The sequence below is a fragment of the Oscillospiraceae bacterium genome, from assembly GCA_025758045.1.
Classification (GTDB): domain Bacteria; phylum Bacillota; class Clostridia; order Oscillospirales; family Ruminococcaceae; genus Gemmiger.
In genome coordinates this window covers 2,007,469-2,025,640 of sequence record CP107208.1, presented here as the reverse complement: position 1 = coordinate 2,025,640, position 18,172 = coordinate 2,007,469, and the positions used below count along the sequence as shown (strand labels likewise).

16 protein-coding genes are annotated in these 18,172 nt (G+C 60.6%); 10 read left to right on the top strand and 6 right to left on the bottom strand.

The features are described 5' to 3' along the window. Positions 1 to 33: 33 nt before the first annotated feature. The 5 genes from OGM81_09440 to OGM81_09420 all read right to left on the bottom strand — a co-directional run bounded on the left by OGM81_09440 (position 34) and on the right by OGM81_09420 (position 5,807). Positions 34 to 1,086 (bottom strand): glycosyltransferase family 4 protein, encoded by a 1,053-nt coding sequence (locus OGM81_09440; protein ID UYJ42561.1) that lies wholly within the window; start codon positions 1,084 to 1,086, stop codon positions 34 to 36. Further along, a complete protein-coding gene (locus tag OGM81_09435) occupies positions 1,083 to 2,237 on the bottom strand; it encodes a glycosyltransferase (GenBank protein ID UYJ42560.1) in 1,155 nt (384 codons plus the stop codon). The genes OGM81_09440 and OGM81_09435 overlap by 4 nt, the downstream gene beginning before the upstream one ends. 33 nt (positions 2,238 to 2,270) lie before the next feature. Beyond that, a complete protein-coding gene (locus tag OGM81_09430; protein ID UYJ42559.1) occupies positions 2,271 to 3,683 on the bottom strand; it encodes an undecaprenyl-phosphate glucose phosphotransferase in 1,413 nt (470 codons plus the stop codon). Positions 3,684 to 3,751: 68 nt separating this feature from the next. After that, entirely contained in the window at positions 3,752 to 4,747 is a 996-nt protein-coding gene (locus OGM81_09425) for a WYL domain-containing protein (GenBank protein ID UYJ42558.1), read from the bottom strand. A 172-nt stretch (positions 4,748 to 4,919) separates the two neighbouring features. Further along, on the bottom strand, positions 4,920 to 5,807 hold the full coding sequence (locus OGM81_09420; GenBank protein UYJ42557.1) for an NAD(P)H-hydrate dehydratase: 888 nt from the start codon (positions 5,805 to 5,807) through the stop codon (positions 4,920 to 4,922). 79 nt (positions 5,808 to 5,886) lie between these two features. On the opposite strand from OGM81_09420, the gene OGM81_09415 reads away from it, so the two are divergent. The 9 genes from OGM81_09415 (at position 5,887) to OGM81_09375 (ending at position 15,524) form a co-directional block, all read left to right on the top strand. Then, a complete protein-coding gene (locus OGM81_09415; GenBank protein ID UYJ42556.1) occupies positions 5,887 to 6,624 on the top strand; it encodes an NAD-dependent protein deacylase in 738 nt (245 codons plus the stop codon). Between the two features lie 115 nt (positions 6,625 to 6,739). Then, positions 6,740 to 7,582, top strand: coding sequence for an HAD hydrolase-like protein (locus tag OGM81_09410; protein ID UYJ42555.1), 843 nt, complete (start codon positions 6,740 to 6,742; stop codon positions 7,580 to 7,582). Positions 7,583 to 7,718: 136 nt separating this feature from the next. After that, positions 7,719 to 8,828 carry a chorismate mutase gene (locus tag OGM81_09405; protein ID UYJ42554.1) on the top strand — a complete coding sequence of 370 codons (1,110 nt, stop codon included), beginning with the start codon at positions 7,719 to 7,721 and terminating at the stop codon, positions 8,826 to 8,828. A gap of 26 nt (positions 8,829 to 8,854) precedes the next feature. Further along, on the top strand, positions 8,855 to 9,883 hold the full coding sequence (aroB, locus tag OGM81_09400; GenBank protein UYJ42553.1) for a 3-dehydroquinate synthase: 1,029 nt from the start codon (positions 8,855 to 8,857) through the stop codon (positions 9,881 to 9,883). Positions 9,884 to 9,885: 2 nt separating this feature from the next. Continuing rightward, positions 9,886 to 10,998, top strand: coding sequence for a chorismate synthase (gene aroC, locus OGM81_09395; protein UYJ42552.1), 1,113 nt, complete (start codon positions 9,886 to 9,888; stop codon positions 10,996 to 10,998). Positions 10,999 to 11,026: 28 nt separating this feature from the next. After that, entirely contained in the window at positions 11,027 to 12,286 is a 1,260-nt protein-coding gene (locus OGM81_09390) for a shikimate dehydrogenase (protein UYJ42551.1), read from the top strand. A gap of 67 nt (positions 12,287 to 12,353) precedes the next feature. Continuing rightward, entirely contained in the window at positions 12,354 to 13,370 is a 1,017-nt protein-coding gene (aroF, locus tag OGM81_09385) for a 3-deoxy-7-phosphoheptulonate synthase (GenBank protein ID UYJ42550.1), read from the top strand. Between the two features lie 3 nt (positions 13,371 to 13,373). Further along, entirely contained in the window at positions 13,374 to 14,657 is a 1,284-nt protein-coding gene (gene aroA, locus OGM81_09380; GenBank protein ID UYJ42549.1) for a 3-phosphoshikimate 1-carboxyvinyltransferase, read from the top strand. A 12-nt stretch (positions 14,658 to 14,669) separates the two neighbouring features. Continuing rightward, positions 14,670 to 15,524, top strand: a complete 855-nt coding sequence (locus OGM81_09375; GenBank protein ID UYJ42548.1) for a prephenate dehydrogenase — start codon at positions 14,670 to 14,672, stop codon at positions 15,522 to 15,524. Between the two features lie 408 nt (positions 15,525 to 15,932). Here OGM81_09375 and OGM81_09370 read toward each other — a convergent pair whose 3' ends face one another. Next, positions 15,933 to 16,586, bottom strand: coding sequence for an ECF transporter S component (locus OGM81_09370; protein UYJ42547.1), 654 nt, complete (start codon positions 16,584 to 16,586; stop codon positions 15,933 to 15,935). Between the two features lie 153 nt (positions 16,587 to 16,739). Between OGM81_09370 and OGM81_09365 the strand changes: the two genes are divergently transcribed. Next, positions 16,740 to 18,149, top strand: a complete 1,410-nt coding sequence (locus OGM81_09365; protein ID UYJ42546.1) for a PLP-dependent aminotransferase family protein — start codon at positions 16,740 to 16,742, stop codon at positions 18,147 to 18,149. Positions 18,150 to 18,172: the final 23 nt, after the last annotated feature.

Genomic DNA, 18,172 nt, shown 5'->3' with positions numbered 1-18,172 from the left:
TTCCTTTCCAGAGTGGGAATCAGGTTGCAGTTTTCACTGCTGTGCGTACTTTTTGATCTCTTCCAGCCAGAAGGCAGCGGTTTTGTCCCAGCTGTATTTGGCCAGGACTTTGTCCGGCGGGGCGACGGGCCGGGCGGCCAAAGCGTCCAGGTCGACCTCGTAGTCGTAGGGGTCGAAGTAGCGGGCTGTATCGCCGTAAAGTTCCGGCAGGCAGCTAGCTTTGGCCAGGGCGATGGGCGCGCCGAGAGCCAAAGCCTCCAGCGGCGGGATGCCGAAGCCCTCGAACACCGCCGGATGCAGGAAGAGGCGGCAGTGCTTCATCAGGGCAGCGTTTTCGGCGTCGGAGACATAACCGGGGTAGAACACATTGTGGGTGTCCTTGGCCTCGGTGTCATCGCCAAAGGCGCGCAGGTCCTTGCCGCCTGCCACCACGAAGGTCTTATCCGGGTTGCGGCGGGCGACCTCGCGTATCCACTTAAAGTTCTTGTGGCCGGCCAGGCTGCCCAGAGCGTAGAAATACTCACCCTTTTTGACGGCGGGCATCCTCTCAAAGATGCTTTCGTCCGGCTGGACTTTTGCCATATGCTCCCAGCCGTTGTAGGTCACGCCGATCTTATCCAGCGGGATGCCCAGCTTATCGTGGATAAGCTGGCGCTGGTCATAGCTGACGGTGAACACCCGCTGTGCAAACCATTTGGTGGACAGGCAGTGCACCCAGAACTTGAAGCGGAAAAAGCCGCGGTCGGTATCCATGACCAGGGGGCGGATGTCGTGCAGCACAACAACGCTGCGGCGGGTCATGAGCATATCACTGGCAAGGCCGACAAAAAACGCATGCTCGCGCCGCAGATAGGCAGGCAGCACCGCCATGTTATAAAAATATTTGACCGCCTTGAGCGGTACCAGCTTGATATTTTTCAGTTCCGGCAGATGAATCTCGCGGCCATCGTCGCGGTAGGCGATGCGCACGTCCAGGCCGGTGCCCTCAATGAGCTTGTCCAGCCGCACTACTGTCTCGTAGACATAGCGGGGGATGCCGGTGATATTATCGCACAGGACAGTGCCGTTGATGACAATGGGGTTCAAATCTGTTCCTCCTTCTCCCAGTGGGAGCAGTCCAGCAGTTCCTGCTGCCAATCCGCCATGCGGCGGGTACAGTATTCTTTGATCTCCCGCTCAAACCGTTCCTCGCTGAAAGCGCGGCTGTGTTCGCGGATTTCCTCTTTACTATAGGCGACGCCATCTTTTTCAAAGCGCTGGATGCAGGCGGCCAGGCTGTCGGCGGTCTGCTCCTCGAACCAGTAACCCGTCTTGCCGGGCAGCACGGTCTCGCAGGCGCCGCCGCGGCCGTAGGCCAGCACCGGCGTACCGGCGCTCTGGGCTTCCACGGGGGTGATGCCGAAGTCCTCCTCGCCGGGGAACAAAAACGCCTTGGCGCGCAGGTAGTAACCGCGCACTTCCTCGTCGGTCAGGCCGCCGCCCTTGAACTCAATGGTGGGGCCAGCCATGGCCTTGAGCTTGTCCATCTCTCCCCCACCGCCGATGACCACCAGCCGCTTGCCCAGTTTGGTGCAGGCCTGCACGGCCAGGTCGACCCGCTTGTACCAGGTCAGGCGGCCGACGGTGAGGTAGAAGTCCTCCTTTTCCACAAAAGGACTTTCGTTGATATGGCAGCAGGGGTAGATGACGTCGCTGTCGCGGCGGTAATATTTTTTGATGCGCTGGGCGATGTAGTGGGAGTTGGCGATGAAGTAATCTACGCGGTCCGCAGCGCACTTATCCCACACGCGAATTTTGTGCATCTGGCGCTGCATGACCTTACGCACCAGCCAGTTGGCGTTGTCGCGGTAGGTGTAGTAAAAGTCCCACACATAGCGGATAGGCGTATGGCAGTAGCAGATGTGCACAGCATCCGGGCGGGTGATAACCCCCTTGGAGCATGAGGAGGAAGATGACAGCACGAGGTCGTACTCGGAGAGGTCCAGTTCCTCAAAGGCACGGGGCATCAGGGGCAAGAGCCCTTTGTACAGCTTGGTAGCAAACGGGATCTTCTGCACCCAGGTGGTGCGGATGTCGTAGTCTTTAAACCACGCAGGCATGTTATCTTTATCATACACCAGCGTGTAGATGACGGCGTTGGGGAACGCATGGTGCATGCAGTCGACCACGCGGTCCGCCCCTGCATAGGTCACCAGCCAGTCATGTACGATGGCTACTTTGGGTTCCTTTTTCCTCATTTTCCGTCTCCCATCAAGCCCGCCGGGGCAGGCTTACTGCAATTTTTCGTCGTTGACCATCTTACCGCCGAATACCGTGCGGAAGATGATCTTGATGTCCAGCGCCACGGTCCAGTTTTCGATGTACCAGATGTCATAACGGATGCGCTCGGCAATGTCTGTATCGCCGCGCAAGCCGTGGATCTGCGCCCAGCCGGTACAGCCGGGGCGCACCTGCTGGCGGACCAGATAGCGGGGAATTTCCTCTTTAAAATGCTCTACATGGAAAGGCACCTCAGGCCGGGGGCCTACAAGGGACATATCCCCTTTAAGCACGTTGAAGAACTGGGGCAGCTCGTCCAGGCTGAACTTGCGGATAAAGCTGCCGAAGTGGGTCTTGCGGGGGTCGTAGTCCTTAGACCAGCCGGTCTCCTGCTGTACATTGACCCGCATGGAGCGGAACTTGTACATCATGAAGGGCTTTTTATTGAGGCCGATGCGCTCCTGCTTGAAGATGATCGGCCCGGGGCTGGACAGTTTCACACCAATGGCCGTGACCAGCATGACCGGGCTGGTGAGTACGATCAGCATCAGGCTGCCGATAATATCCAGCCCGCGCTTGATGGCGGCGTTGAGGATGTTGTCAAAGGGCGTCTGGCGCACATTGATGAGCTTGCACTCGTCCAGCACATCGATGGTAGGCCGGGCAGGCAGGTAGTCGCTGTAAAACGGCACCATCGTGATGCGGGTGCCGTGCTTATCGCAGATGGCAAAGGTGTGGGGCAGCTGATCGATCTCATTGGCTTCCAGCGCGACCACGACCTCATCCAGGGCGGCGCTTTCCAGGGCTTCGTCCAGCTTATCGTAGCCGCCCAGATAGGGCACGCCCAGACCCGGCTCCTCGGTGGCAGCCAGGTAGCCGTCCACCACAAAACCGTAGTAGGGGTTATGCTCCAGCGCGCGCAGGTAGAGGGCCGCCGATTTGCCGCCGCCCACCAGCAGGATGTGCCGCAGGCCCAGGCCTTTGCGGCGGCGGGCACGGTCCGCCCAGCGGCGGATCATCCGCTTAGCGACCATGGCCACGGTGGCAAAGCCGTAGAACAGGCCCAGCACTACGCGGGAATAGTCGTCCAGGTGCATCAGGTAGAGGAAGAATACGAACACCATGATGCCTGCGGCGTTGATCATAGCCATGATGGTGCAGCGCTGGGCCAGCCCCCGCAGACGCGAGGAACTGTACACACCGGCTACCCAGTAGGCCAGCACCAGTAAGACAGAGGTGCCTGCCCCGGCAATAAAGTTGCGCGGGTCACCGGCCACCTGCAGCGCAGGGCCGGCGCCGCCGGGCTCAAAAAAGACTACATAATTAAAACGCACATAGTTGGCCAGCAGAAAGCTGACGAACAGCAGCACCACATCCAGCAGACCGCTGAGCATACTTTTGGTACGTTGATTTTTTTCCAGCAACGAGGGTGTCCTCCCTTGGACAGAAATTCATATCTAGTTAGCATAGCACATTTTCGTGCTTTTTGCAATCAGCGGTAAAGATCCTGCAGGCGGTCCAGCGTCTTTTTCATCTCGGCGCGCACCTCGGGCGGACCTGCCACCACCACGCCGGTGCCAAAGCCAGCCACCCAGCCAAAGAACTGGGGGCTGACCTGCACCTCGGCCATCATGGTAAAATGCTCACCGTCATCGCAGGGGACTAAAGTCGGCCCGGTGCCGAAACGGTCGATCATGGCCCCGGCAAAGCGGTTCTCACACTGGAGCGTCACCTTTTTCAGCGGGCCGTTGAACATGCCGAACATCTGCTGCATGTAGGCGTTCACGTCAAAGTTGGCGTACTCGCCGGCGCCTTCGCGGGTGGTACCGGGCAGCTGGTGCACAGCCTGCATCTTATCCACACGGTAGTGCTTCAGGCGGCCCTCGGTGTAGGCGATAAGGTAATAGTTCGCATTCTCCCACACCAGCACCCAGGGGCTGACGCGGTACAGCTGGCCATCGTGACGGGGGGTCATCTTTTTTTGCAGGTTCCAGTCGCAGTATTTGAACTGCACCTGCTCCCCTGCCGTGATAGCGGCATGCAGGGCATCGACGGTATACAAAATCTTCTCGTCGGTGCTTTTCAGGCGGCCACTGACTAAGACTTTACGGTTCAGCTCCTCCTGCCGGTAGCAGGAAGTGAACTGGCCCAGCTTATCGATCAGCACCTTGGATTTGCGGGCGGTAATGAACTTGCTGGCGTACACAGCGTCCACCAGCAGTTTCAGCTCAGCCAGCTCAAAGGGGGCGTCGGTCATGTAATAGCCGCCGCCCCGGCCCCGTTTTTGCATGATCTCATAGGGGAAGTCCGGCATCTCGTTCAGGGTGTTCAGGTCGTCATAGACGCTCTTGCGTTCGGCTTCGATGCCCTTTTCTTTCAATTTTTCCACGATTTGCGGTACACTTAACGGGTGACGTTCGTCGGTCTCCCGCGCCAAAATCTGCAGCAGTACCAGCAGTTTCCGTTTCTGGCCTTCTTTACGCGGCATAGCACTTGCTCCTTTTACAGAAGGGGACCCGCACGATGCCCGGCCTTATCGGCGCAGGCTGCTCAGATCATGCGGTATAGCCCCAGAATATCCAGAACATATAGTCCCATTATACACCCTATAGGCCGTGCAGGCAATAGGAAAGGGCGAAAAAGAGTCGTTTTGCAGTAGTTTATCGCTCCAGCTCCGCAAAGATCGCACCCAGGTCTGCAAAAATATCATGGGGCAGCATGGCGGCCATGCCTAAGCGTTTGGCGCAGCGGTCCCCTGCCGCGCCGTGCAGCCAGACGGCAGCGATGGCGGCGTCCTCCGCGGTGCGGCCCTGTTTCAGCCCGGCGGCCAGCAGACCCGACAGCAAGCCTGCGAGGATGTCCCCGCTGCCGCCCTTGGCCAGGCCCGCGCTGCCGGTGGGATTGTGGTAGACTTCGCCGCCGGGGGTGGCGATGAGGGTGCCTCTGCCTTTCAGCACCGCGATGCAGTGATACATCCCGGCCAGGCGGCGGGCGGCGGCTTCGCGGTCAGCCTGCACCTCCCCCACTGTACAATCCAGCAGACGGGCGGCTTCGCCGGGGTGGGGCGTGATGACCGTCTGGTCCGGCAAAGGGCCTTTGATTTTGCCCGCAGCCAGCGCGTTGAGGGCATCGGCGTCCAGCACAGCGGCGGACCAGGGGGCTTTTTTGCCCAGCAGAGCGTTGCAGACCGGGGCAGCACTTTCACCCAGGCCGGGCCCTGCCAGCAGAACGGTGTTTTTACCGTCGAACCAGCTGCGCAGCGCCCCGGCGTCCTGAGGGTGGATGCCGCCGTTAACCGCCGTGCGGCAGCCGCAGGCGCAGCATTCCGGCGTACGGGTCAGCACCATCTGCACCACCGGCTCCACGCTGGCCAGGTAGACAAGGCCCGCCCCGGCGCGGAGAGCGCCCTCGGTGCAGAGAGCCGCCGCGCCCCGGTAGGCCATACTGCCAGCCGCCGCCAGCACACTGCCAAAGCTGCCCTTGTTGGCATCTGCCTCCCGCCGGGGCAGGCGGTCCTTTGCCATTTCCTGTGTGATCTCGCGCTGCATCTTGCATCCTCCCTGAAAAAAGCTATAATGATAGGTACATTATAAAACACTTCAGCAAAAAGCGAAAGGGGAACTTTGTATGGTACCGGCATTGGAAGAAATTTTGCGGGATACCCGCAGCCTTGTGTTTTTCGGCGGGGCGGGCGTTTCGACCGAGAGCGGCATCCCGGATTTTCGCTCGGTGGATGGGCTGTACCACCAGAAATTCAAGTATCCGCCCGAGACGATGCTCTCCCATACGTTTTACAAGACCCACACGGCCGAATTTTACGATTTTTACCGCCAGAAGCTCATCGTCCACGGGGCCAAGCCTAATGCCGCCCACCTGCGGTTGGCCAAATTGGAGCGCGAGGGCAAGTGCAAGGCCGTGGTGACCCAGAACATCGACGGTCTGCACCAGGCGGCGGGCAGCAAGGTGGTGTACGAGCTGCACGGCTCTACCCTGCGCAATTATTGTACGCGCTGCGGTAAGTTTTACCCCGTCAGCTTTATTGAGGAAGCCGCCGGGCAGGGCGACGGCGTGCCCCGCTGCACCGAGTGCGGCGGCATCGTAAAGCCGGACGTGGTGCTGTACGAGGAAGGACTGGACGAGGCCACGATGGAGGACGCTATCAAGGCAATTTCCGTGGCAGATACCTTGATCGTGGGCGGCACCAGTTTGGCGGTGTACCCGGCGGCGGGGCTGCTGCGGTACTTCCGCGGGGAAACGCTGGTGGTCATCAACAAGCAGCCCACCCCGGCGGACGGCATGGCCAATTTAATTTTAAACATGCCAATCGGCCAGGCATTGGATGAAAACACCCCGGTATCGTTGTAAAATTTTGGACAAAAGTTGCTTTTTTACTAAAAAAGCATTGCCAAACGCCCTGCTGTTTTGCTATGATAGATAGGTATATTTACGGCTTATGAGTACTGGAAGGGGGACGGGAATCATGGCAAGCGTTTTAACTGATTTTACCAAGAAGCGTGAATTTCTGGTTTGCATGGATTCGGACGGCTGCGTTATGGACACGGTCAGCATCAAGCACACCATTGTAATGTGCCCGGAGCTGATCCGCGTTTTTGCGCTGGACGATCATGCAGACTTTGTCGCCTCGGCGTGGGAGGAGATCAACCTGCGCAACATCACACGGGGCCTTTCCCGCTTTGAGAGCGTGGTGCTGGTGTTTGACCGGCTGAAAAACCGCGGCATCGAGGTGCCGGGCAGCGAGGACATTTCCGCCTGGGTCAACACCTCGGCCGAACTTTCCACCGCCAGCTTACAGCACGAACTGCTGCGCACCGGCAGCCTGGCCCTGCGCAAACTGCAGGAGTGGAACAATGCCTGCAACCGCCGCATCCAGGCCTTGGAGCCGACCTTTGAGCCTTTCCCCGGTGTGGAGGAAAGCTTGCGCCAGCTGCACGCCGTGGCTGACCTGGCTGTGGTGAGCGCCGCCAATGAGAGCGCCATTGCCAGCGAGTGGAAGCACTACGGGCTGGCCCGCCATGCCGATGTCATCTTCGGCCAGGAGGTGGGCAGCAAGGCCAACTCCATCGCCACCATGCTGGCCTGCGGGTACGAGAGCCGCAAGGTGCTGATGGTGGGCGATTCGATGGGCGATGCCCAGGCCGCCGCCGCGAATGGCGTCGCCTTTGTGCCGATCCTGCCCGGCCGCGAGGCTGACAGCTGGCGCCGCTTGCAGGAGGAAGCCCTGCCGAAGCTGCTGCACGGCACCTTCAGCCCGGAATACCAGGCCGAACTGCTGGCCGCCCTGCGCAGTGCCCTGCATGGGTAATTTTTACTTATACTACTTTTTCACGCCGTCACCCTTGTGACGGCGTTTTTTTTATGCTATACTAACTGTATATATTTGCATTTCTGCCCTTTTGCGGCAGGATGTCCCGAAAAATTCAGGAAAAGGAGCATCGGGTATGGATCTTTTACAGCAAGCCCGTGCCGAGATCGATGCCGTCGACGCCGAAATGGCCGCTTTGTTTGAGCGGCGCATGCAGGCTGTTGCCGACGTAGTACGTTACAAAGCCGAGACCGGCAAGCCGGTATTTGATGCCGCGCGGGAGGCGGATGTGATCACCCGCAACACGGCCCGGCTGCAAAACGAGGAACTGCGCCCCTATTACAAGGCGTTTTTGCAGGAGGCCATGGCTGTCTCCCGCGCCTACCAGCGGGCCACTCTGGGCCGCGACACCGCCGCTTATCAGGGCGTGGAGGGCGCATGGAGCCACATTGCCCTGCGGCGGATGTTCCCCTTTGCGCGGGCAACCGCCTTTGCCACCTGGCCCGAGGTGTTTGACGCTGTGCAGAACGGCGACGCCCAGTTTGGTGTGCTGCCCTTTGAAAACTCCAACGCGGGGGATGTTTCCGCCGTGCTGGACCTGCTGTACACCCACCCGGACATCATTGTGACCCACATGCAGGACATGCCCATCCAGCAGGACCTGCTGGGCGTGAAGGGTGCGAAACTCAGCAATGTGCGCACCGTCATCAGTCATCCGCAGGCGTTGGCCCAAAGCAGCGTATTTTTGCAGCAGCTTGGCTTTGCCACCCAAAGCTGGATCAACACTGCCGATGCCGCCAAGCACATTGCCGAGCTGAACGACCCCACCGTGGCCGCCATTGCCAGCGCCGAGACTGCCGAACTGTATGGGCTGGATATTCTGGCCGAGGGCGTGAACGCTGACGGCGACAACACCACCCGCTTTATCGTGATTGAGCGCTCGGCCCAGCCGCCGGTGATGACCGGCGAGGGGCAGCGGCTTTCCCTGCTGTTTACCGCCCGCCACAAGCCCGGCCAACTGGCCGTGGTGCTGGACCAGATCGGTGCCCGCGGCTTTAACATGGAGTGCATCAAAAGCCGCCCCCTGCCCCATGTACCTTTTGAGTATTATTTTTATGTACAGCTTGTCTGTCCCGCTGGCTGCGATGCCGCCGCCTGCAACAGCCTGCTGGAAACCCTGACAGGGGCGTGCAGCACCCTGCGCCTGCTGGGTGCCTTTACGCTGGACGGCATCGACCAACAATAATATAACAAAGTAAGGACGTGCGAAGTATGAAGCTGACCATGCAACTGAAAAGCCGCAGCTATGATATTATCCTGAAAGCCGGCTGCCTTGCCAACCTGCATCAGTTTACCAATGTGGAGAACCGCCGCGTCTTTGTGCTGACGGACTCCGGCGTGCCCAAACAGTATGCCGAGACCGTAGCCGCCCAGTGCCCCAGGGCCACCATTTACACCATCCCCCAAGGCGAGGGCAGCAAGTGCCTGAAAGTCTACGGCCAGGTATTACAGGCCATGCTGGAATTCGGCATGGACCGTAAGGATCTGCTGGTGGCCGTGGGCGGCGGTGTTGTGGGCGATCTGGGCGGATTCTGCGCCGCCAGCTATATGCGCGGCATTGATTTCGTCAACTGTCCCACCACCACGCTGGCCCAGGTGGATTCTTCCATCGGCGGCAAGACCGCCATTGATCTGGGCGAGACGAAGAACATCGTGGGCGCTTTCTGGCAGCCCAAGGTGGTGCTGGTGGACTTTGACACGCTGGCTACCCTGCCCCGCCGCCAGGTGGTGAACGGCCTGGCCGAGGCGCTGAAGACCGGCTTGATCGGCGACCCGCAGCTGTTTGCACTGTTTGAGACCGAGGACCCGGAAGCCTATATTGAACAGATCGTCTACCGCAGCCTGAAATTCAAGAAAAAGATTGTCGAGCAGGACGAGCGCGAGGGCAGCGTGCGTGCCTGCCTGAACTTCGGCCACACCATCGGCCACGGCATTGAGGCTGTGCGTGGTGTGCGCGGCCGCCGCACCACCGGCCTGTACCACGGCGAATGTGTCGCCCTGGGCATGCTGCCGATGATCGAGGACCCGGCGCTGGTCAAGCGGGTGCGTGCTGTCTACCGCACGCTGGGCCTGCCTACCCGCGCCGGTGCCAACAGGGAAAAGGTACTGGCTTACATGCAGCACGATAAAAAGGCCAGCGGCAGCAGCATTACTGTCATCAAGTGCCCGGGCCTGGGCTGCTGGCGGGCTGACAAGCTGCCCATGACCGAACTGCCGACCCTGCTGGGCATCGAGGAGTAACGATGAAAAACACCTTTGGCAATGCTATTTCGATGACCATTTTCGGAGAGAGCCACGGCCCTGCCATCGGCGCGGTGCTGGACGGTCTGGCCGCAGGCCTGCCCGTGGACGAGGCCACCATCGCCGCCGCAATGGACCGCCGCCGCGCCCGGGGCGATGGGCTTTCCACCGCCCGCACCGAGGCCGACGTTGTGGAGTTTCTCTCCGGCGTGTACCAGGGCCACACCACCGGTACCGCCGTGACGATGGTCATCCGCAACCAAAACACCCGCAGCGGCGACTATGCCAAAACTGCAGACCTGCTGCGCCCCGGCCACGCCGACTACACGGCCTATGCCAAGTACGAGGGCTATCAGGACGCCCGGGGCGGCGGACATTTCTCCGGCCGTATCACCGCTGCCAGCGTGGCGGCGGGTGCGCTGTGTGAAAGCGTGCTGAATAGCCTGGGCATCCGTGTCTACACACATATTGCCGAGTGCGCAGGCATAAAGGACGCACCGCTGTCCAGCTCCGCCGGGCTGTTACTGCCCGAACCGGAGCCCGGCCATTTTGCCCTGCTGGATTCGAGCAAGGAGGCCCCCATGCAGGAGGCCATCCGCACCGCCGGCAGTGAAGGCGACAGCGTGGGCGGCGTGCTGGAGACCATCGTCACCGGCCTGCCCGCAGGCATCGGCGAGCCGTGGTTTGACAGCGTGGAAAGCGAATTGGCTCACCTGATGTTTGCCGTCCCGGCCTGCAAGGGCCTGGAATTCGGCGCAGGCTTTGCCTTTGCCGCCATGCGTGGCAGCGAGGCCAACGACCCCTTTGCGATGCGTAACGGCCAGATTGCCACTGCCACCAACAAAAACGGCGGCATCAACGGCGGCATTACCAACGGCATGCCGCTGGTGTTCCGCACTGTGTTAAAGCCCACGCCCAGCATTTATAAACAGCAGCATACCGTGGATTATATTGCCAGGCAGGACGCCGATCTGCAGATCAAGGGCCGCCACGACCCCTGCATCGTGCCCCGCGCCGCGGTGGTGCAAAACACCCTGGCTGCCTTTGGCCTGCTGGACCTGCTGACCGTGCGCTACGGCACGCTGGCCCAAAAGCACGGCCTGCCCCAGGAGTAAACGCCCGAAACACAAGGAGCATTTTGGTATGGAACAGACAAGATACGGCCTGATCGGCTCGAAGCTTGGGCACAGCTATTCCAAGATCATCCACGAGCAGATCGCTGATTATACCTACGAGCTGATGCCGCTGCCCACCAAGGACGAGGCCCGCGCTTTTATGGAGCGGCGGGACTTTGCGGCCATCAACGTGACGATTCCCTACAAGCAGTTGGTCATCCCCTACTGCGATGTGGTCGACCCCAAAGCGGCGGCCATCGGCGCGGTGAATACCATCGTCAACCGGGATGGCAGGCTGTACGGTTATAACACCGACTATGCCGGGTTTGCCTACCTGGCCCGCGCCCACGGCGTGGACTTTGCGGGCAAGACCGTGCTGATTCTCGGCACCGGCGGCACCCATTCTACTGTGACAGCCGTTTGCAAAGACGGCGGCGCGGCGGAGATTCTGACCGCCAGCCGCACCGGCAAGGGCGATGCCCTGACCTACGAGGAAGCCATGCGCCGCAAGGATGTGCAGGTCATCGTGAACACGACCCCCTGCGGCATGTACCCCAATGTGGGGCAGTGCCTCATCGCCCCGGCGGCTTTCCCGGCACTGGAGGCCGTGCTGGATGTGGTGTACAACCCCTTCCGCACCGAGCTGCTTCTGCGGGCTGAGGAGCACCATATCCCCGCCGCTAGCGGCTTTGAGATGCTGGTGGCCCAGGCTGTGTTTGCGGCCGAACACTTTACCGGCAAAGCGCTGGACGCCGACACGCTGATCCCGGCCGTAAGCCGCCAGCTGCGGCATGAACTGGCCAACATCTCCATCATCGGCATGCCGGGGTGCGGCAAATCCACCATCGGCGCGGCGCTGGCCCAAAAATTAGGCAAGACCTTCATCGACCTGGATGCGGAAATTGAACGCCGCACCGGGCATAATATTCCTGACATCTTTGCCCAGGAGGGCGAAGCCGCTTTCCGCCGGTACGAAGCCGAAACGCTGGCCGATGTGGCCAAGCAGAACCGCCAGATCATCGCCTGCGGCGGCGGGATCATCAAGAGCCCGGCTAACGTGCGCGCCCTGCGGCAGAACGGCCCCGTGCTGTGGGTGCGCCGCCCCATTGAAAAGCTGGCCACCGGCGGGCGTCCCCTCTCCAAGGGCGGTGCGGCGCTGAAGCAGCTGGAAGAAGAGCGCACTCCTTTGTACGAGGCCGCCGCCAGCGTGGTGCTGGACAACACCGGCACCCTGCGTGAAGCCGCCGACAAAGCCGCTGCGCTGTTTGAAGCGGACGAAACCCTATAATTTGTTATTTCTTGCCGCATTGCGGCAGAGTGCATAGAGTGTAAAGTATTTAGAAAGAGGTTCCCAAATGATCATTTCCACCAAAAAAGGTGCCCCCCAGGCTGAACTGGACCGCATTATCGATAACTTCGAGCATCAGGGACTGTCGGTCACGCTGATCCGCGGTACCGACTACAACGTCTTTGGCCTGGTGGGCGATACCACCAAGATCGCCGAAAAGGACGTGCTGGCCAACCCCTGGGTCGAGAATGTGACCCGTGTGTCCGCCCCCTACAAGCGCGCCAACCGCCTGTTCCACCCCGATGATACCGTGGTGGACGTGAACGGCATCAAGATTGGCGGCAAGTCCCCCATCGCCGTGATGGCCGGCCCCTGCAGTGTGGAGGGCGAGGAGCACACCCTCAAAATGGCCAAGCTGGTCAAGGCCGGCGGTGCTAACTTCCTGCGCGGCGGCGCTTACAAGCCCCGCACCAGCCCCTATTCCTTCCAGGGCCTGGGCACCGAGGGCATCCTCGACCTGGTGAAGGCCCGTGAGGCCACCGGCCTGCCCATCGTAAGCGAGCTGATGGATGAGGCCCACATCGACGAGTTTGAAGAATACGTCGACATCGTGCAGATCGGCGCCCGCAACATGCAGAACTTCCAGCTGCTGAAAGCCGTTGGCAAGATGCACAAGCCCATCCTGCTCAAGCGCGGTCTGGCCAACACCATCGAGGAGTGGATCATGTCCGCCGAATACATCATGGCCGGCGGCAATGAGAACGTCATTCTCTGCGAACGCGGCATCCGCACCTTTGAGCGCGCCACCCGCAACACGCTGGACCTGTCCGCCGTGCCGGTCATCAAGGAAAAGACCCACCTGCCCATCATCGTTGACCCCAGCCACGCCACCGGCGACTACAAGTACATCGAGAGCATGGCCCTGGCCGCTGTGGCTGCCGGTGCCGACGGCCTGGAGATCGAGGTGCACGACAACCCGCAGTGCGCCTGGAGCGACGGTGCCCAGTGCCTGAAGCCTGAAAAGTTTGCCGAGACCATCGCCAACTGCCGCAAGGTTGCTGCCGCTATCGGCCGGGAGATGTAATCCATGGATGCTCGCCTGCATGTCAGCCGCTTAAGCGGCCAGGCCACCGTGCCGCCCAGCAAAAGTGCGGCACACCGCGCTGTTTTGTGCGCGGCGCTGGCCGATGGGGTCAGCCACATTACCAATATTGAGTACAGCCAGGACATCCGCGCCACCTTGGGCGCTGTGACCCAGCTGGGCGCCAAGGTGGCGGAGGAGCCTGCCGCCGTGACCATCACCGGCCGGGGCAGTTCCGGCGGATTCGTGACCGTAACGCGGCCGGTTTTTTGCAACGAGAGCGGCTCGACCCTGCGTTTTATGATCCCGCTGTTCAGCCTGACGGCGCAGAAGGTGCGCTTCACCGGCGCGGGGCGGTTGTTTGACCGCCCCCAGGCCGTGTACCAGATGTTGTTTGATCGCCAGGGCCTGCGCTTTGAGCAGACCCCCGAGGGCATTACTGTGTTTGGGCGGCTGCGTCCGGGCGGGTTCACCCTGCCGGGGGATGTGTCCAGCCAGTTCATCAGCGGGTTGCTGTTTGCTGCGCCGTTGATGGAATCGGAAAGTTCCATCGAGGTGCTGCCCCCCTATGAAAGCCATTCCTATGTGGACCTGACCATCGACGCCATGCAGCAGTTTGGCGTAAAAGTGGCCGCCCGGGCGCGGAAAAACGGCAGCGTGATGTACCGTGTGGCCGCGCCCCAGCGCTACACTGCCAGCGACTTTGCCGTCGAGGGCGACTACAGCCAGGCGGCTTTTCTGGCCGTGCTGGGCTGCGCGGTCGGCGGCATCAACGTGGTGGGCCTGAACCCCGACAGCCAGCAGGGCGACAAGGTCATTCTGGATATTTTAAAGCGCTGCGGCGGAAAGTTTAAGCCCATTGAGGGCGGCTACCGCTTTGAGCGCAGCCTGCTGAAGGCCACTGAAATTGATTTGGCCGATTGCCCCGACCTGGGGCCGATTCTGTTTACGCTGGGCTGTTTCTGCAACGGCAGTACCGTCATCCGCAATGCGGGGCGGCTGCGACTGAAAGAATCAGACCGCATCAGCGCCATGCAGGAGGAACTGAAAAAAATGGGTGCCCGCATTGAGGTGGACGGCGATACCGTGACCATCACCGGCGTGGCACTGCATGCCCCTGCCGAGCCGCTGTACGGCCACAACGATCACCGCATCGTGATGGCGCTGGCCGTGGCAGTGTACGCCGCCGGGCTGCCCGCCCTGCTGCGCGGGGCCGAGGCCGTGAATAAAAGCTGGCCCGCATTTTGGGATACCCTGCGCGGGCTGGGTGCAAAAATCGATACCGAGTAGGGGTGAGGCTGGATGTTGGATAAATCGAAAACCTATCTGATCGTGGGCCTGGGCCTGCTGGGCGGCAGATACGCCCAGGTGCTTAGCAGCCACGGCTACCATGTAACGGGCATCGCCCGCAGCCGTGAGACCATCGACTACGCCCTGCAGCATGAATATATTGCCGAGGGTGCGACCGAGAATTTTGACGCGCTGGTTACCGGCGCGGATTGCATCATCTTTGGTTTGTACCCTACTGTTTTGCTGGAGTGGGTCAAGCAGTATGGGCATCTGATCCAGCCCGGCACGATGGTGACGGATGTTTCCGGCGTGAAGCGCGGCGTGGTGGAACCGGTGCAGGCCGCTTTGCCCGAGGGGGCGGAGTTTATCGCCAGCCACCCGATGGCGGGCCGCGAGACCAGCGGCATCACCCACAGCGCCGAGGTCAACTTTGCCCCGGCCAATTTCATCATCACCCCCACCGACAAGAACACCCAGGCAGGCATCGACTGGTGCCATGCTTTGGCCGAGGAACTGGGCTTTAAGCGCATCACCATCCTGACGCCTGCCGAGCACGACTACATGATCGGCTACGTCAGCCAGCTGTGCCATGCCATTGCGGTGAGCCTGATGTGCGCATCGGACAACACCGAGCTGGCCAAGTACACCGGCGACTCCTTCCGCGATTTGACGCGAATTGCCCATATCAACGATAAAATGTGGGCAGAACTGTTCTTGTGGAACAAGGACAACCTGATCTCCGAGATCGACATGTTCAGCGATGCGCTGCAATCGATGCGGGAAAAGCTGGTGCAGGACGACCGCGAAGGACTGGAGGAGATGTTCCGCCTGTCCACCAAGCGGCGCTCGGCCTTTGACAAAAAGTAACCTTGGGCAACACCGCACAATTCCCGCCTAACGGCTTAAGCACCGCTCCGGCAGCTGCGGCACGGCATCTGCGTTGCCAAAACGCTCGATAATGTCGGGTTGCGGTACCCGCATCGTGCTTCGGGGACAAAAGCCCCTCGCACTCTGCGACCGCTGCCCCTGCTTCGGTTCGCTGTATCCGCCACCGGCGGCGCTCACCTTTGCAGCACAAAGTATTATCTGCGCTTTTGGCTTAGCAGCTGCCGCACCTCGCTCGCCGTATCGACACTTAGAATTATGCGGTATTGCCCTTGTCTTATAAAACGCAAAACCCGTGTGCTGATGAATGGCACACGGGCTTTTTTGTTTGCAGGCAGCAAAAAGCCCCGCCGAAGCGGGGCCAACGAAATGAGGCTGTGTAATGCTTGCTTAGTCCTTGGGCAGCAGGTGAGCTTTTTCCAGCGCCGGGCGCAGGGCCAGGTACAGGATGACCGCGCAGACGGTGGACAGCAGCGAGTTGATAAGCGTAACGCCGCTGGCGATCTTGGTAAAGACCGAGGCAATCTCGGCAGGCTGGCCGAAGATGAAGCGGTTGCGGAAGTAGCCGATGAACGGGTCAGTAAACACGTTGACCAGCAGGCCGCTGAACGCGCTGGCGGTGACGACCAGCAGGTACTTGCCTCTGTTGGCGGTGGGGTAGTCTTTCAGGTGGATGACCTTATGCGCCACAAAGCCGCAGACCAGGCCGATGATGAACTTAAGGATGAAGGTGGTGATGGCATAACCGGGGTCGCCAGCGAGAATATCGGCCAAAGCCAGGCCGATAGCACCGGCCAAGCCGCCGGAGACGCCGTCCAGCAGCATAGCAGTCAGCGCCGTAAAGGTGTTGCCCAGGTGGAAGGACGAGCCGCTGCCGAAGACGTTCGGGATGCGGAAGAACTCATACGCAACCAGGCTGAGGGCGGCCATCACGCCGATGATGCTGATTTTTTGCACAGTAAATTTCGTTTTGGTCAAAGCTGCTACCAGCAGGGCCAGCGCCACTACCACAAACAGCAGCAGCCACATGGTGGATGTAGACATAATTTTCTGCTCCCCTATCTTTTTTACTTTTTTACCACAAAGCGGTTGACAAATACTTCCTTGCAAGGTATGCTCCTATTATAGCGCTTTCTGGCATCAAGAAAATGCCCAGTTTTTGATTTTTTTATAGTGCCAGTTAAGGAGAGATTTGCCATGATCGAACTGGACCCCCGCTTAAAAACACCATTGTATGAGCAGCTGTACGCCGCCCTGGCGGACGAGATACGCCGCGGCGACCGCGCCCCCGGCACGCCTTTGCCAGGGCGGCGCACCATGGCCGCCCAGCAGGGCGTGAGCGTAAACACCGTGGACACGGCCTACCAGATGCTGGCAGCCGAGGGCCTGGCCGAACCGCGCCCCCGCAGCGGTTTTTACGTGCAGAAAACCTACGGCATGCTGCATACCCGCACGCCGCGCCCGGCCCCGCAGGCTGTTGTGCCTGCCGCCCCGGAGCCTGTGGGCGAACCCGCCACGCTGTTTGACCTTTCCACCGGCAGTGTGGACACGGCGCTGTTCCCGGCGCGCAGCTGGGGACGCATCCAAAAGGAGCTGCTCTACCAGCGGCCGGAGCTTTTGCAGCGCGGCGAGATGCAGGGCGACGCTGACCTGCGGTGCGAGATCGCGCACTACCTCTCGGATTATCGCGGTGTGGAGTGTACGCCGGAGCAAATCGTGGTGGGTGCGGGCATTGAGTATCTGCTGGGCTGCGTGGCGCACCTGTTCGGTAATTGCACGGCGGCCATCGAGAACCCAGGCTACTCCCGCACGCGGGCGGTTTTGGGCAACAGTGGCTTGCCCTGTACGTTGGTGGACATTGACCGGGACGGTTTGTCGGTTTCGGCGCTCGAGGCCAGCGGGGCAAGCCTGTGCTATCTGACACCGAGCCATCATTTTCCCACCGGTGTAACGATGCCCGCCACCCGCCGGGCACAACTGCTGGCCTGGGCGGCCAAAAAACCGGGGCGGTATATTTTGGAGGATGATTACGATTCAGAGTTCCGCTTTGATACGCGTCCCCTCCCCTGTCTGCAGGGCATGGCGGGGTCGGACGGGCCGGTGGTATACCTGACCACCTTCTCCAAAAGCCTTGCCCCCGGCATCCGCATTGCCTGCATGGTGCTGCCGCAAAGTCTGCTGAGGCGGTATCGCCGGGATTTTGCGGCCTACGCCAACACGGTGAGCCGGTTTGAGCAGCAGACACTTTGCGAGTTTATGGCGGGCGGGTATTTTACCCGTCACCTGGCCCGGATGCGCCTTGCCTACAAGCGCCGCATGGAAACTTTTGCTGCGGCGCTGCGGGCGGCCCTGCCGGGCGTGGAACTGGACGGTGTACACAGCGGGCTGCATTTTCTGCTGACGCTGCCCCAAGCCGAGAGTGAAGCCGCCATGGTACAGGCCGCCGCCCAGCACGGTGTGCGGCTGCGGGGCCTGAGTGAATATTACATGGCCCGACCGGAGTTGTGCCGACCCAACACGGTAGTGGCCGGTTACTCAGCTCTGAAAGAGGACGACATCCCCGCCGTAGCGGCAGCTTTAGCGGGAGCATGGTGTTCCTTTCTTTGAACCTGCTTTCTTTGAAAAGAAAG

Excerpts from the sequence above, each read along its gene's own strand:
- OGM81_09435 (UYJ42560.1), bottom strand. The coding sequence starts at position 2,237 with ATGAGGAAAAAGGAACCCAAAGTAGCCATCGTACATGACTGGCTGGTG.
- OGM81_09425 (UYJ42558.1), bottom strand. The coding sequence starts at position 4,747 with ATGCCGCGTAAAGAAGGCCAGAAACGGAAACTGCTGGTACTGCTGCAG.
- OGM81_09420 (UYJ42557.1), bottom strand. The coding sequence starts at position 5,807 with ATGCAGCGCGAGATCACACAGGAAATGGCAAAGGACCGCCTGCCCCGG.
- OGM81_09415 (UYJ42556.1), top strand. The coding sequence starts at position 5,887 with ATGGTACCGGCATTGGAAGAAATTTTGCGGGATACCCGCAGCCTTGTG.
- OGM81_09410 (UYJ42555.1), top strand. The coding sequence starts at position 6,740 with ATGGCAAGCGTTTTAACTGATTTTACCAAGAAGCGTGAATTTCTGGTT.
- OGM81_09405 (UYJ42554.1), top strand. The coding sequence starts at position 7,719 with ATGGATCTTTTACAGCAAGCCCGTGCCGAGATCGATGCCGTCGACGCC.
- aroB (UYJ42553.1), top strand. The coding sequence starts at position 8,855 with ATGAAGCTGACCATGCAACTGAAAAGCCGCAGCTATGATATTATCCTG.
- aroC (UYJ42552.1), top strand. The coding sequence starts at position 9,886 with ATGAAAAACACCTTTGGCAATGCTATTTCGATGACCATTTTCGGAGAG.
- OGM81_09390 (UYJ42551.1), top strand. The coding sequence starts at position 11,027 with ATGGAACAGACAAGATACGGCCTGATCGGCTCGAAGCTTGGGCACAGC.
- aroF (UYJ42550.1), top strand. The coding sequence starts at position 12,354 with ATGATCATTTCCACCAAAAAAGGTGCCCCCCAGGCTGAACTGGACCGC.
- aroA (UYJ42549.1), top strand. The coding sequence starts at position 13,374 with ATGGATGCTCGCCTGCATGTCAGCCGCTTAAGCGGCCAGGCCACCGTG.
- OGM81_09375 (UYJ42548.1), top strand. The coding sequence starts at position 14,670 with ATGTTGGATAAATCGAAAACCTATCTGATCGTGGGCCTGGGCCTGCTG.
- OGM81_09370 (UYJ42547.1), bottom strand. The coding sequence starts at position 16,586 with ATGTCTACATCCACCATGTGGCTGCTGCTGTTTGTGGTAGTGGCGCTG.
- OGM81_09365 (UYJ42546.1), top strand. The coding sequence starts at position 16,740 with ATGATCGAACTGGACCCCCGCTTAAAAACACCATTGTATGAGCAGCTG.